The organism is Bradyrhizobium retamae, assembly GCF_001440415.1.
Taxonomy (GTDB): Bacteria; Pseudomonadota; Alphaproteobacteria; order Rhizobiales; family Xanthobacteraceae; genus Bradyrhizobium; species Bradyrhizobium retamae.
In genome coordinates this window covers 1-14,725 of record NZ_LLYA01000220.1, presented here as the reverse complement: position 1 = coordinate 14,725, position 14,725 = coordinate 1, and the positions used below count along the sequence as shown (strand labels likewise).

At 56.5% G+C, this 14,725-nt stretch carries 10 protein-coding genes and 4 pseudogenes; 2 read left to right on the top strand and 12 right to left on the bottom strand.

The features are described 5' to 3' along the window. Nucleotides 1-491 (top strand): transposase (locus CQ13_RS38340; RefSeq protein ID WP_156434168.1); only part of this gene is annotated, 491 nt, incomplete at its 5' end. 141 nt (nucleotides 492-632) lie between these two features. Further along, complete coding sequence (locus CQ13_RS44040) at nucleotides 633-800, top strand: hypothetical protein (protein ID WP_156434167.1); 168 nt, start codon at nucleotides 633-635, stop codon at nucleotides 798-800. 290 nt (nucleotides 801-1,090) lie between these two features. Here the strand turns inward: CQ13_RS44040 and CQ13_RS44035 are convergent, their stop codons facing one another. From CQ13_RS44035 to CQ13_RS38285, 12 genes and pseudogenes are all read right to left on the bottom strand, one after another. Continuing rightward, the gene (locus CQ13_RS44035) at nucleotides 1,091-1,258 is read right to left on the bottom strand and encodes a hypothetical protein (RefSeq protein WP_156434166.1); all 168 of its coding nucleotides are present in this window, start codon (nucleotides 1,256-1,258) and stop codon (nucleotides 1,091-1,093) included. Nucleotides 1,259-1,677: 419 nt separating this feature from the next. After that, nucleotides 1,678-1,938 carry a hypothetical protein gene (locus tag CQ13_RS38330; protein ID WP_057847940.1) on the bottom strand — a complete coding sequence of 87 codons (261 nt, stop codon included), beginning with the start codon at nucleotides 1,936-1,938 and terminating at the stop codon, nucleotides 1,678-1,680. 777 nt (nucleotides 1,939-2,715) lie between these two features. Continuing rightward, nucleotides 2,716-3,168, bottom strand: a pseudogene (locus tag CQ13_RS46665) (PLP-dependent transferase). 118 nt (nucleotides 3,169-3,286) lie between these two features. Beyond that, nucleotides 3,287-3,418 (bottom strand): annotated as a pseudogene (locus CQ13_RS46660) (methionine gamma-lyase); the annotation flags it as partial. Between the two features lie 651 nt (nucleotides 3,419-4,069). Continuing rightward, entirely contained in the window at nucleotides 4,070-4,495 is a 426-nt protein-coding gene (locus CQ13_RS38320) for a hypothetical protein (RefSeq protein ID WP_057847939.1), read from the bottom strand. A gap of 190 nt (nucleotides 4,496-4,685) precedes the next feature. After that, nucleotides 4,686-5,720 carry an LLM class flavin-dependent oxidoreductase gene (locus CQ13_RS38315; RefSeq protein WP_057847938.1) on the bottom strand — a complete coding sequence of 345 codons (1,035 nt, stop codon included), beginning with the start codon at nucleotides 5,718-5,720 and terminating at the stop codon, nucleotides 4,686-4,688. A 297-nt stretch (nucleotides 5,721-6,017) separates the two neighbouring features. Next, nucleotides 6,018-7,122 (bottom strand): annotated as a pseudogene (locus CQ13_RS38310) (pyridoxal phosphate-dependent aminotransferase). 508 nt (nucleotides 7,123-7,630) lie between these two features. Beyond that, nucleotides 7,631-8,737, bottom strand: a complete 1,107-nt coding sequence (locus CQ13_RS38300; RefSeq protein ID WP_245309609.1) for a branched-chain amino acid ABC transporter substrate-binding protein — start codon at nucleotides 8,735-8,737, stop codon at nucleotides 7,631-7,633. Between the two features lie 1,255 nt (nucleotides 8,738-9,992). After that, complete coding sequence (locus CQ13_RS38295) at nucleotides 9,993-10,700, bottom strand: MerR family transcriptional regulator (protein WP_082637897.1); 708 nt, start codon at nucleotides 10,698-10,700, stop codon at nucleotides 9,993-9,995. 145 nt (nucleotides 10,701-10,845) lie between these two features. Further along, complete coding sequence (locus CQ13_RS42240) at nucleotides 10,846-11,058, bottom strand: hypothetical protein (RefSeq protein ID WP_245309608.1); 213 nt, start codon at nucleotides 11,056-11,058, stop codon at nucleotides 10,846-10,848. Between the two features lie 1,223 nt (nucleotides 11,059-12,281). Further along, a pseudogene (locus CQ13_RS38290) lies at nucleotides 12,282-13,236 on the bottom strand (LysR family transcriptional regulator). 830 nt (nucleotides 13,237-14,066) lie between these two features. After that, on the bottom strand, nucleotides 14,067-14,725 hold a 659-nt coding region (locus CQ13_RS38285; protein ID WP_156434165.1), incomplete at its 5' end, for an IS630 family transposase.

Below are 14,725 nucleotides of genomic sequence, written 5' to 3'. Positions count from 1 at the left end.
GCTACAACGCCCAGGCCGCGGTCGATGGTGCCCATCAGATCATCGTGGCGCAGACGCTGACCAGTTCCTCCAGCGATCAGGCGCAACTGGCGCCGTTGCTCGACGGGATCAGGGCCAATCTGGGGACCAATCCCGACGAAGTGTCGGCCGACGCCGGCTACTGCTCCGACGCCAATCTTCGCACGATCAAACGGCGGCGCATCGAGGGCTACATCGCCACCGGAAGGCAGAAGCACGGCACCAAATCCGCCACCGCGAAAAAGGCTTCAAGACCCGGCTCGCTGATCGCCAGGATGAGCACCAAGCTCAAGCGCGCCGGCTACCGAAGTCGCTACCGCTTGCGCAAGCAGATCGTCGAAGCCGTCTTCGGACAGATCAAACAGGCAAGAGGGTTCAGGCAATTCCTGCTGCGCGGCATCGAAAAGGTCAGCGCAGAATGGGCGCTCATCTGCACCGCTCACAACCTCGTCAAGCTCGCAAGGGCCGCCTGAGCCGCCATTATCAAGATAAAACTGCCTTCCCAAAGCTAACTGGACAGGCTCCTAGACACGCTGGGATGGTCAATGTGCCCATTCATCGGGTCTCTACAATCCTTTCGGAAACCCTGGTCGATCGCAGCACAGGCGTCGGTGATGATCATCTCGTTCGCGGGTCCCAGCGGTGCTGTGTCGGTCGCGCGCCAGCTCGGCCTCGAGCAACTCGTTGAGTTTACTACAGTACGCCTCCTGCAGCTTGGCAAGCGCAATGCATTTGCGGGCATACACTGCTGCCATCTGTCGAAGCTCCGCCTCGATTTATGAAACCTTGTCCATGATTTGCCTATTGTCGTCTTTTAGGTTGATGTACGGCTATACCGCGCAACCGTGTCAGCGGCCACCGCGCTTCTCGGCACGTAGCTTGCCCCGGCGAAATGCGAGAGAGCACCCCCTCGGGGCTAACGTGACGGATCTCCGCGACCCGCTGAATACTGCTATAATCCTCATCGAGCTGCGAGCAGCATTCGAAAGCGAAGCTAGCTCCGCCACCACGATCTCGAGCTTTCGCGCGATGCCCTCGATCTTGGGCGAGTGCTGGTGCTGCGGGGACCGCGTCATGACGTCCCCGCTTGCGGGATGATCCGCATCCTGAACTCCAGCGTCAGGTCGCGAATCTCGAGCAGCACGTCGGGATTAGCGTCAATTACCGCGCAAGCGTACGCGAAGCGCTCCTGGGCGAGGGCAAGGGCCTCAGCACCTGAAACGGCCGCAGGGATACTCATCGCCAGTGCGCCTCATTCTTCGCGATATAGTCGAGAATTCTCGCTCTCGCCAAAAGAAGATCCTCATCGAGCAATGCGTGCATCGCGCCTCGAACGCAAGGGGAAATCGAATTGTCAGTATCGATCATTTCCGAAAGTTCTGAAATACACGATCGATCCTCGCGATCGAATCGCCTGCCGTGATCATTCGCTGCTCAGACACGTTGATCCTCCTTCTCGTCGTCAGTAGTGGTTGGATTGGCATTCCTGAGTTCTTCGGCGAGCCGAACGGGATCGTGTGAACGTTTGTTCAGCGCTCGAACATCATCGCGGCGCGCTTCGACATAACGCCGGATCCCGTTGCAATTATCGATGGGATCGCAAGATGTCTACTTGAGCACGCCGCAGATCTCCTTGAGGATTGCGCAGTGTTGCTTAATCTAGTGGCTTGTCGGCGCCGACATTAAGCGCTCTTCGGATCGGGCGATGAGCAGATCCTGTGAGGCGGGGCTCGTCTCTTCTTTGCGCTTCTGCGCCTTGACGCGCTTTAACAGGTCGGAAACAGATTCGCCGAGCAGATAGCGTCCATTCCGCTCGCGTTTGAAGTAGCGGTCGGTGACGAGCTTTATTAAGCCCGGATTTGCTGTCTCTTGCGATGCCCGCAGAGTCTCCCGACGAAACGAGCTATTTGTAACGTCCATTTAGGTTTCGAGTCCCTGGTTGAGATGCAAATGCAGCCGAAGAGTGTCGCGTCTAAAACATTCAGACGATGCGGTGGCGCGAGGCTCGCGCGCGATTTGATCTTATGCCAAAACGCTGCAATGTATGTAAGTGTTGCCGATACCGAGCGCCGGGTAAAATAAAGGCGCCACTGTCAGTGGTGCAGCCGCGTCCACATGAGCTTGCGAATTTCCCGCTCTGCTCGCGCGAAGTTGCCGATGTTGAAGTGAGTGCGCCGATACGCAGCAGCGCGTTCCGCTCGCGACCCCATGATGCGGGGTCTCTCGCGCTTGTACATCTCGTCGCGTGCTTGGCCGAGTGCGCCGCGCACGGCATGTCGGAGTTCCCCTTTGATTCGAGGGAATGTGGTTGCGGTGGGCCGAAAGCTAGTTAGCAGTTGCAGCGCGCGAGCCTTGATCTCCTCAAAATACGGACTAACGCGCACTTACGGTTCTCCTTTAGCGATGATGCTGCTGCATCTATGCTCCTGATAGCCCGGTTAATGGCATCGATATGGCAATCAGACCTCTGTGGATGAAAAGAGCAGTCGCGCTGGCAGCTTGCCCATCACGCATTCTGCGCAGCGCAGCTCAGGGTTGCTCGGAGGTCACAAGCACGTCGTCAAAGTGATTACGGGACCGAGGTGTCGAGTTGGCAACAAGCCCCGCGGGACAGCATTTATGGGCGCCTGGCGGGTCGGTCCCAGCAGCCGCACGCCTGCAGCTATGCCTCGGTCAACGCGTGCGCGATATATGCAATTAGGTCCGACGCATGTTCGATGCCGATCGATAGCCGGATGGTGGAGTCGAGGACGCCGATTTTTCCCGAATGTGAGTCGTAACACCTGAGTGCGTCATGCTTGCGGGTAGGCTGGCAAGCGACTCGGTACCGCCCAGGCTCACTGCCAGCTTGAAGAGTTTCAGCGCGTTCCGAAATTTGTATGCGGCGGCTTCTCCGTCGACAGTATCGAACGAAAATGTGGAACCTGTGCCAGTGCATTGCTTCGCGAATAGCCGGCCCGCGGCCCGTCTGCCTCGTGGTGAGCGAGGCCACTTTTTCGTAGTCGCGCAGGTATTGCGCTACGAGATGCGCATTTCTATCGGCTTTTCCATGCGAAGGCTCAGTGTTTCGAGCGAGCGGCTGATCATCCAGCAGGAATGCGGGTCCAGTTGGGTGCGGGTGGCGCCTCGCGGCGCTTTGACGTCCTTCATGAGGGCTCTTGACCCGAGCGCAGCGCCAGCGATCAGGTCTGAATGACCGCGACATATTGGTCAGTGAATACAAAGTGAAATCCGCACCATGTTCGATCGGTCGCAGGAACACTGGCCCTAGCAATGTGTTATCGCACGCGACGATTGGCGTGTGCTCCTGGGCGCGGCCGGGCATCTCTGCGACGCGGCGGACCATCGCAATATCGACCAGCCCATCGGTTGGGTTTGCCAGAGTTTCGATGAAAATCATTGGAACCCTGCCTTTGTGTATCGCGTCCCCTGTCGCCAGCATGACTCCGGTCTCGTCGAGGCCGTCGGCAAAGCCGACGGCACCGAATCGAAAGGCCCGCAAGCGTCTTCACAAGCAACGCTTCCGGTGCACCGTAGAGTGGGTTGAGAGTGCAGAATCACGTCGCCAGGGCTTGCCGAACGCGAGGATCGTCGTCGCAATCACCGCCATGCCGGATGGTGCGCAATTCTCTATGCGCTCGTAGACGGAAATCCCGTCCTCGACAATTTCGCTGTTGGGGTGATTGAACCGCGAATAAACCAGGCCTGCGTCCCATTCCCTCGGGAGGCTCGCGCCGATCTGAGACGAAATCGAAAGTCCATCCCGTCTTCTCGGCAGTCCGGAAAACGAAGGTCGAGGTCAGAAAGACCGGCGGTTTAGCCGCTCCTTGCGATAATTGTGGATCGTAGCCGTAGTTCAGCATCTGCGTATCGGACGCAGCTTGTGATTGCCTATATGGGTATTCAACGAAAAATGCTTCATCATGGCCTAAGCTTCGTTCTATAGATCCAAATCCTTGCCCTGCAGCTAGTTGCCTTCCACGGCAGTGGGGCGAATTCCGCAGCTTGTTGCACGATATGCTGGAACATTGTCAGCGCAGGCTCTAACAAGTCAACGCTGTTTCACCAGACTCCACTTCTTGATCACCGCCTCGCTCATCTGCTCAGCGTCGGCACAGGCGATTTCATCGACCTTCACCGAAATCCTCTTGCCGACTAGTGGCTTCAGCTGACGGGCGTGCGCTTCGCCAGTTGTGAGCAGCTCAAACATTACCGGTCCGGTCTCTAGCTTGCACAGCGCGTGCGGTTCGGGCAGCCGGCGCGGCGCGGAGATGATATGGTAGGCGACCTTTTTGCCGTGCTTGGCATCGCGTATGCGAAACGCGTAGAGCTCGCCTGACAACACGTCGCCGGTGTTGATCGGCGCGCCCCCGTTCAGCCCCGCGTACGCAGGCTGCTCCGCGCCGGCGGCTCCAGGAAAGCTCGCCATCAGAATCAATGCAAGGGCAAAGCCCATGGCGAATCGGTCTTTCGTCATTAGTCAGTCCTCCGTAGGTGTGATTAGAAAAGCGTGAGCTGCCGGATCGCGGCAACAGCGCACCTCGTCGACCCATGGATGTGGTGAGCAAACAGGAGCTGCTGATCGTGAGCGCATGCTGCCCGCCGACTATACGGGAAGGATCTAGGAGCGCTGCCACAACGTTTGATGTCTAAAGCCGGACGGCAAATCATTGTCGGCCAAGTCCAGCCATGATTTCGGATTGGATTGCGGTTGCGGTGCACAGGGAAGCATCTAATGGCAGATTGCCAAATGCGAGTTGACAAAGAAGGTAATTCGCACCTGCCTCTTCCAGCTGATTTAGGAGAACTTGTCGCACAGAATATGGCGTTCCGACGACGCACAATTCGCTCTCGATTGCCGCATCGAAGGTCAGCGGAAGGTGTGGTGGTGTAGGGATGGCATTGAGCTCGTAAAGGAACTTAAAGCTCTCGAGCCATTGTGCGTAAGCAGATGCCGCGAGCGAATAGGCATCTATCTCCGAACGCGCAATCACGACCATGCGAAGCAATCCAAGAAATGGCATTTGATCGTGAGCCTCGCCGTTGGGCTCTCGATGAGCGCGGAAGGCATCAGTAACTTTGCGTACAGCAGAGGAGGGGCCTACGCACGCGAGATTTGCGCCATTGGCAGCTGCCCAAGCTGCGGACTCGGGTCGATTTGTCGCAATCCATGTCGGCGGCCTTGGACGCTGATAAGTGTTTACCGTCAACGGAACGCTGTTTAGCTCAAAATGTTGGCCTTGATAGGATAGCATGCCGCCTTTCATAGCGCTGATAAGGATTTCGCTTGCTTCTTTATAACGGCTTGGCGCCGCGTCAGCGCTGATGCCGTAGTAGCCCAATTCAAGCGGAAGAGAGCCGCGTCCGATACCCACCTCAAGCCGGCCACCGCTTAAGTGATCGAGCATACAGATCTCTTCAAATGCACGCAGGGGATGATAGAGGTTAAGCTGCATCACCAATGGCCCGATGCGAAGTTGCCGTGTGCGCTGTGCGATGCTCGACAAGAACAAATTTGGCGATGGACCTCTCCCATGCGGCGTACAGTGGTGTTCTGCCACGTGATATGCAAAGAAGCCGAGTCGGTCGTACGCCTCTGCCAGGACGAGCCGATCTGCGTATTGTCGGACGATGTCGCGGCCGTCCTCGTCTAAGTGATCGAAGATGCCGAACGTTAGTTTTGAAGAAAAGACGTCTTTCACTGGATTGTCTCCAATTGTAGGTGTGAAGGCAGGAAGTTCGCTTGTTTTCGGCATCTGAGCGGGTCAAAGACGCCGACGTCTCCTATCGTGGCCACACATTTTGTTCTCCTCTGCTTCGTCTTCACCGCTGATCACGAGACGATTGTCCGTCCCTCTTCGACGCCTAAGCATCCGTTGCGAAGGAGGATAGATCCGTTGCCACTGTTCGCGGCTCAGTCACAACAGATCTTAGCCATTGGCAGCAACCGCTCTTAGTTCCGTCGTGATGCGTTCGCCTGGGTAACGCAAAAGCAGACTTTAGCGCGGCTCAACTGGCGATCTTCCTAGCTTTAAGCTGTCAGAAATGTCACTGACGGCTCCCAGAAGCGCATCCATTTGCATTTTTGTCCCGATGCTGACGCGGATGCAATTTTCAAGACCGTTATCGGGAAGGAAGGCAACAAGTATTCTTTGCCTTTCCAAAGCGGCCGTCGTGTCCCGCAGGCACACGCGCTAGCAAGAAGTTTGCGTGGGAGGGCGTTAGAGAAAATCCAAGTTGCGACAGTGCGGTCGCAACCCGCTGTGTTTCATGCCTGATGTGCCTATGGTTCTCTTCATAGACGGCGCGATGCGCAAGAATGCTGATGCCGACCGCGTGCCCGACTACATTCATGTTGAAGACGTTCTGGATGTTACGAAGCCTTCCAATAAGCTGCGGGTGGCCGAACCCGAAGCGGACGCGAATGCTAGCGGCGGCATAGCTTTTCGAAAGTGTTCTTAAGAGCAGAAAATTCGGATAACGGCTGAGGAGCCGCAGGCCATTATCAGGCGCAAAATCGACATACGCTTCGTCCAACACGACGAGGCGGTCCGATTGTGCCAGGAGGCGTTCGATATCGGCTATAGGGATGAACGTTCCGGTCGGATTGTTCGGATTCGCCAACAGAATGAACTTGGCATCTTTTGCTGGCCCAAAGAGCAATTGCTCTATCGGCAACGACTGAGGTTCGTTACATCTGATTTCAAGCAGTTGAGCACCCTGCAACATAGCAAGTTTGCGATTGAATGAAAAACCTGGCGACAGCATTGCGACGCTGTCGCCCGGGGCAAGAAATGCTCTGTAGATGAGCCCGAGAAGCTCAGATGATCCATTGCCGGCAATCACATGATCGATCGCGACGCCGTAGGTATTAGCGGCTGCTTCCCTCAGGCTAATGTTGTCATCTTCTGGATACAGATACTGCCGCTCAAGCGCCGCAATTGCACTTTGCCATACGATTGTTGGCAAAGGAAATGGGTTCTCATTCCTGTTTAGTTTGACGTAATTGGCGGCCGGCGCAGGCCGGCCGGACGGCAGAGCATCTAACTGTTTCGCTGCCTGCGAAAGAGAAGAGAGCACATTTTGCAATTTGGCATCGGACATAGGTTTCTCCCGTTGAACCAGCGAGGGCGCTTGCAGCTGTCAGCATGCCGGTCAGTCAGTCCGGTAGACGGCCTGAGGACAGAGTTTGAGTGTTTGTTGCGACAGCGAGGACGGCCGGCATCCAAAGTGCAGCAATCAGCCGCCTCGGTCACGGATTGGCATTGCCGTCATTTCTAAGTTGGCGGCAATATCACTCTGCGTTGGTCCAGGTACTAAATATTGGTCCCGGAACGAGTCGTTCTCAGATCGCACAGTGGAAGTTCGGCAAAGAGCTAAGCAAAGGTAACGCAGCGACATCGGCCGAGCTGTGCCGTTGGGCATAAACTCTTCCGTTGGCGCATCGGCGTCATAGGATAGCTCCACGAGCAGTACTGCGAGCGCGAGAAACGACGCGAGTACCGCGAGCGCGAGAACCGACCCGAGTAGCACGTCATATCCGAAATTGCGTTTCATCATTTCCATTACTTCGCTGAATATCTAGGCTCGTGTGCGGTCACAACGATGAGTTCTACTCGACGGTCTCGACAATGTTGTTATGCCACCGGTATACGACGAAGCCGGGAGCTGCATTGTCTCCTTTGGTATCGAACCGGACCGGCCCAATTACTGTTTGGGTTGGCTGCGAACGAAGCGCAGCTGCTACTCGCGGACCGTCGAAGGTACCGGCCCGCTTTACCGCGTCCGCCCATGCCTGGACGGCGGCATAGGCGTAGAGCGTGTAGCCTCCCGCTGATAGGTTGGAAGACTTGAGCCTAGCTACGGCGTCCGCGGCTTGAGCATCCTTGGTGGAGTCGGGCATGAAGGTGAACAGTGTGCCGTTTGCTGCTTCGCCCGCGATCGCCGAAAACTCGCTGGTCATCAACGGATCGTTCGCCATGATAGTGAGGCCTGCGCCGGCTTCTGCGGCCTGACGCACAATCAAGCCGATCTCGGCGTAATAGCCGCCGATATAGGCGATCTGGATTCCGTCTCTTTTCATTCTTGAGACCAGGGCCGTGTAGTCCTTTTCGCCGGCCACATAGCTTTGCCGAAGGACCTTTTCGCCCGCTTCCTGAAGGCGTGACTCAACGACGTCGGCAATGCCCTTGCCGGCGGTACTCTTGTCGTCAAGGACGGCAATCTTCTTGTTCGGATAATGTCGCAAGATGTATTCGGCCGCCACGAGTCCTTGTTGGTCGTCGCGGCCGCAGATCCGAAACACCGTCTTGAGACCACGCTCTGTTAGCTGAGGATTCGTTGAGCCAGGTGAAATCTGAATAAGTGCCGCTTCGGCGTAAACGTCGGAAGCGGGGATAGAGGAAGACGAACAAAAGTGGCCAACGACCAACTTGACTTGATCCATCGTCAGCCGATTGGCAACTGCGACGGCCTGCTTGGGATCGCACGCGTCATCGGCGACGCTCAATATGACCTTGATACCGGGAAGTAGGCCCGAGGCATTTAACGCATCGACAGCCGCAGTAGCACCGTCGCGCATCTGTACGCCAAGCGCAGCAGTGCTTCCGGTCATCGGGCCGACCACGGCGATATTAACGTCGGCAGCTGGCGCGGTCGAAGCCAAAGCACAAGAGAGGAATGCTGCGCTTGCAGCTGTCGTAATTCGAGAAATTGGCACTTAGAGCTCCGGATGTTCGCTTTAGTTTGCTAACAGCTTGCCGTTCCTGCCCATGCGAGGGCATCGCTTGGTTACGAGATAACGCCAGCTTTGGATGCCTCAAGGCAGCGCGTAAGCCGCGGCTGGCCGATGCCTCCGGACCTGCCGTGGCAGAGCGAAACAGCCATTGCGGTCCCGCTATAGGAAAGATGTGGCGATAAGCAGTGAGATACACGCCGAACGCTGGCAATCTCGGCATTCCATCACGTCCGACGCGCTCCTGACGCTGCAATCGATCGAACACAGCAAACGGTTCGCATGTCCATCCCCGCGGCGGCGTTACGTATATGGAGTCTGCGGGTTCGTCGCCCGTATTCCATACTTTGTGAGGACCGGCGCCTGAGACGTCACATACCGAACTCGGACCGAGCTCCCGTTCCTGTCCGGCAACGGCGACGTGAATACGTCCCGCCCTGATCTCTAGTTGGTCGTCCTGTTTTAGCTGCAGGTATGGCGGCGGCACCCCATCCGGCGTATAGAGCACTTTGACAATCAGCTCCTTGCGGAAGTGCTCGAGCCTTCTGACCGTCTCGTGGGGCGTGAGCCTAACAGCTTGAGACATTCGTAATCCTTAACTTAACCTTTGGAGCAGCAACCGACGTGCCAACGACATGATGTCGAGTCGAATTGGGTTGCAGCGAAGCGAGATCCGCGACGTTTGCGATCCTTATCCGTGAGTGAGAGATAGATAAATCCGTCTTGTTCGGTTGGTCGGACAAAGCCTCTCCTTGCGAGAAGCTCGACTACGTCGTAACGAACGCTGCGTCAGCATCCAGCACACCCGCGATCACCCCGACCGGCACGGCTCGCTCTGATCAAGCACTTGCAAGGCCACCAAGATCATCCACTGCGTCCCGAATGCCGAAGCTCTTGCCCAGAAACTTCTGAACGTACTGCAGGCCATGCGATCCTCCCGGCTAGGCGGAGTTGTCCCTAGGTCGTATTGCCAGGGACCGTGGCCACCTACATTAGATCGTACAATCTGACGCCACGTACGATTCAAGCCCTTCGGTGGCTCGTCTCATAAATGTGTCCAAAGTCATGTCTCGATGAAGGAGCGACGCTGCAAAACTTAGAGAAGAGCGCCACGAGTCCTCAACCATCTGACGCAAACCACAACCGGCGCGTCCCTAGCGCTAAAAAACTCATATCATTCTCATCTAGATGGAGAACACAGCAGGGGTGCACGCATTATGCGCGGCAGGTTCAGCGCAGTTCATCCGTTCAAGGCGGCAAGTGCGAGGTCGAGATATTGCATTAGGCAGGGATCCCAGCCAGCCATACTGCGTGGCGCGCTCAATCGCGCAAGAACTTTCAGTACCATTGAAACGGTCGAATCAGCTCCTGCGATTTCTGTGATCAGCAAGCGCGCTTTAAGCGCCACAGCATTTGCCCGTTCGCTGCTGGGATGCTCGCCCCGATCCACACAATCGCGCAGCTCGTCGCGGATCTTCCGCCACTGCTCCTCTCGATCTGAGTCCATGACGCATGTGCATGGGAGCGGCTGAGGGCGTTCTTCCTCAACCCGCGACATTGCATCCAGAGTGGCAGGTAGCTCATCTACACTGACGTGCAATTCACTATCCGTCGTGATGTTGCGCAAACGATCTCGCAACAAGGTTGCACGCGCGACTTGAAGTTCAATTCTCCCCAAATGATTGCGCAATAGGTCGGTAAGCGAGATTCTGCCCTCTATCGCTCTACGGATCTCGTCAAGCGAGAAGTCAAGCTCACGTAGCGCTCGGATTTGATGTACTCGTTTGAGGCCTTCGTGGTCGTACATGCGGTGACCGCCGTCGGTGCGCTCCGACGCACGTAATAAGCCGGTTTGCTCATAATGATGCAGAGTGCGTACCGTTACCCCGGTCGCCTCTGCAAGCTCGCCAATGCGCCATCGACGCCTTCGTGGTGTAGGTTTTGTCATGGTCCTCTAATTTCAAGCCTACAACCTGACGTCGCGTGAGATTCAAGCTATTTCAACGGTCTACCTGAAAACGGCTTCGTTTCAGGCGCCAGCTAGGCGGCTCTTCTGGCGCCAGCAAGGTTGCTGTCCTCAGAGAGTCGCCTGATCAAGCGGCAGAAGCAATGGCGCCCATCAAGTTCATCAGGGACGCCAAGTGGGCCTCACCGGCTGCTGCACGTTCCAGAACAAGCGTGGCGATTGCCGTTCGATTTTCAGGAGTTCGCATCGAAGCCGGTAACGCCGCGACTGCTTCATCAAAAAGCCTTCCCAAGACCGAGAGGTCTTCTGGATCGTAGACACCACTGTGTTGCTGCAACATTCGGCTCCGTGATTAACGCTAGGGCGGCCGCACGTGGCTAAGACGTTTGGCCAAAAGAAGACAGACCGCCGGCGTACAGCGACGAAGGTGCGGTATACGTTGAAGTGATGCTGTTGCGCAACACAGTCGCGCTTTGCTTCGTCTCAAGGCCGCGCAGGCGATATCGACTAACTTTTCTCGGAATTGCGAGCACCGCAGTGCCGATGTGCAGCCGAACTGGCGGGGCGAAGAAGAGGATTCTCACATTCGGTGCGCCGCTATTCTGAGCCATGGCTGCAAGAAAGCGCCGCGCCGATACGAGCAACGATCGGCAGCCAATGCTGATCCAACAACTATAGCCCAGCATTTTCTCAGCTTGGGTCCCGCTGCCTCGATATCTATCGCAAAGTGGTGGCCGCTCTTTGATCCCGTTCACAACGGATCGCACCACGGTAGATGAGACTTGGCGCGAAGGGGTAGGTGATCGGGCTGTCCGACATGCTTGCTCGCCCGCGCCTGGTATACAAAATGACAAACACGCAGATGGCAATGCCTTCCAAATTAGTCGATGCCAGTGCGCTGAGGGCATCTGGGCCGATTCGCTAGTCCCACCCTCCAGGCAAATGTCGAGTTCTGCTGTTATCAGCGCGCTTGCGAGTTCGTTGCGCAATTTGGGTTGCCAGGAGCGCGTGGCTTGCCTTCGCAGATCAGTCCTGCAACCACTTCGATTTGCAGATGATGCGCTGCTTGAGGTCGGGAGGGGTCGGTCCGAGGGCCAGGCGCCCTTTGAGAGTCATGAGCTCCGAAGAGACGAAGGTCGAGCGAGAAGAAGATATCGGAGCTGACTTCGTGCCAGAACTGCCGCCGACGATGTGTAGGAAATGTCGTTGATCGCGTAGGTCGTTTACATGTCGCGCTCCGCGTCTGCTGTCGACTGGATCGCTATCCTCTCGAGCGAGCCCAACCGCTGGCTTGAGACCGTTGCTGGTGTGGCGGGTTCGATAGCCATTTGCAACGGGCCACTAATCTTCAACGCCGCAAATTGTCGCTATCGAGCTCGAGCGAGAATGGCGTCAAGCCGAGAGGAGCCTAATATTAGACTCGCGAGAGACAGCTGAAATATGGGTGCAGATATAACGGACGTAGGACGCTTTTGCGAATCCGCGCTTGCGATGAATGAGGGGCGGTTCTCACGAAGGATTGGGGGTAACCGGATTGATGCGAAGAGGAGGTGAGAAGACGCTTTAAGTGAATTTAGGGGCGCCTGGATCTTTCGTGGTCTCAGGCGGAGGACTCATGCGGGACGCCTCTTCCAACAATATTTCTCGCGTCCAGATGCTTGCCGGATCACTATTGTGAAAAGCGGTCCATTGGACGGCCTCGGTAAACGCGGGAAGTGACCGCGTAAGTTCGACGATCCTCAGGGGCATCGTTTTTGCGAAATGCATCAACCAGCCTTGATGGCATCATACCTATGCGGCCAGTGTCCAATAGTACCGGCGGGATCATGCTAAAGCTCTGCACGACGACCTCGATGCGTCTCTTGAGACCGTGCTTGAGTAAGAACCATTCCTCAATGGAGGGCTTTCGCGTAAGCCCGAACTTGACCGCAACGTGTCCCATGGACATGTATCTCTCGAATGTAAGCCGCGGTGGTAGCTGCTTGTTCGTGCGGCATCCGACGCACACGAGTTTCTCCTCGAACAATGTCGCTTTAGGGTGTGCGCTCGACATGAACAATTCCGGCAAGATAAGAAAATCGACTTCACCGCGCCGGAGAAGCTCATCGGTCGCATCGGCGAGTGGCAGCAATTCGAAACTGACGGCGGGAGCTTCCCGTGCGACACGGTCCACGACCTTTCGAAACAATACGATTATCATGAAATCGGACAGGAGGATCCGGAAGCGGCGATCCGATTTGGCAGGGTTGAACACATCCTGGGATATAATGGAGAGCTGGATGTGCAGCAGAGCCTTGCGAATAGGGGCGGCGAGCCCTTCGGCACGCGGTGTTGGGACAAGGCCCCGACCTCTCATCGTAAATAGTTCGTCGCGGAAATAGGCGCGTAGCCGGGCGACGGCGGCGCTCATGGCTGGCTGGCTCAGCTTGATGCTGCGTGCCGCCGCGGTGAGATTACGTTCGGTCATCAGAGCATCGAGCGCAACAAGAAGATTTAGATCAAGGCCCTTAAAACGCATATCTTCTCCCGTTGAAAGCCTTTGCGTTGTAAACATTGAGCAACAGTTACTTCTATGAAGGTCCCAGTCGCCCCCGCCCGAGCTAGGCTCCTTCGGGGATGCCGCGCGATCGCAAAGAAGGCTCTCGGACTCGGTCGCAAGCATGTTAGTTGCGCAACGGAGCATGCGAGCGGGCGTGGAAGTCGTCCGCGGCCTTGAAGTAGGGCCTTTGGTGCGCTCAGCAATCGCTCGCAGCACCACATCGATCACTATGAACCGTTGAGAGTAGGGCGCAGTTGCGCACCATTACGCCAATAGCGCCGCAAATGCGCTATCGACGCCCCGCGTGGCTTAGCTTTGGTCGTCGTTTGTAAGCCTACAACCTGACGCAGTGTGCGATTCAAGCAATTTCATTTGTGTAGCTGAACTCATTTCATCCGACAAAATGCACCTCTCGCATTATCTGAGCCGCGTCGCCGACACCGGTGCCAAGTGCAACCCGCCGCAATCGCGGAAAGCCATTCCGCTGCGCTCTCTGCCTAGTTCCAAGAACATCTTGCGGCGGGCCTGCCAGGTGGCGGGCGCGAGAAGCAAGATCAGATCGCTACTTGATCAAGCGGCAAATCAAGTGCGCCATTCGGGCGTGCTGCGGCTGACATCGAGTTGCAGGGGTTCTTCTGCATGTAGAATATGGCGTACGTGCCTCTTGCAGTGCGGGCGTCTGAGACATTGCGGCACAACGAGATCGGCCCGAGCGACCACATTCTGAAGCATCTGGATTGATGTCGAGAGCAGGTGTTAAGACGCCCTGAGTAAAAACCTAGATTAGCGTTTTCTTGGTTCGAATCATATCAGGCGGCGTCGGCGAGTTTGTAGGACCACGTGTGGATGACCGGATGGCGATTGACGTCGTCGATACCGGCCATGATGCGCTCCTTGAGTTCGTGTTTTGAGGCCACCCGGATGTGGCGGAGGACTGAACGGGCGAACTTGGAGAAGAATCCCTCGATGAGATTGAGCCATGAGCCGTGCTTGGGCGTGAAGGTGAGCTCGAAGCGCCCGCTTGGTCGAGTGGCGAGCCAGGCTCTGGTTTCTCGCGAGATGTGCGCGGAATGATTGTCGAGGATCAACTTGATCGCAGTGTTCGGCGGATAGGCGGCATCGATAAGCCTGAGGAGTTCGACGAACTCTCGACTGCGATGGCGATCTTTGACAAGGGCGTGGACCTTGCCGGTGAGCAGATCAATCCCAGCCAACAGGCTGAGCGTGCCATGGCGTTTGTATTCATGATCGCGCGCAAAGGTGGCGTGGACGCCAGGCTTGGGCGGCAAATCCGGCGCCGTCGTTGCGATGGCCTGGATTCCCGGCTTCTCGTCGCAGGAGACGATCGTCACCGGCTTTCCCCGCTTCTTCTTTCCCTTGGCAGAGGCTTTCTTCAGGACTTCGACTTCCCGATAGACGCACAGCACCTCCGCCATCTTCTGTTCGAACTCGGCGTCGCGATTTTCAA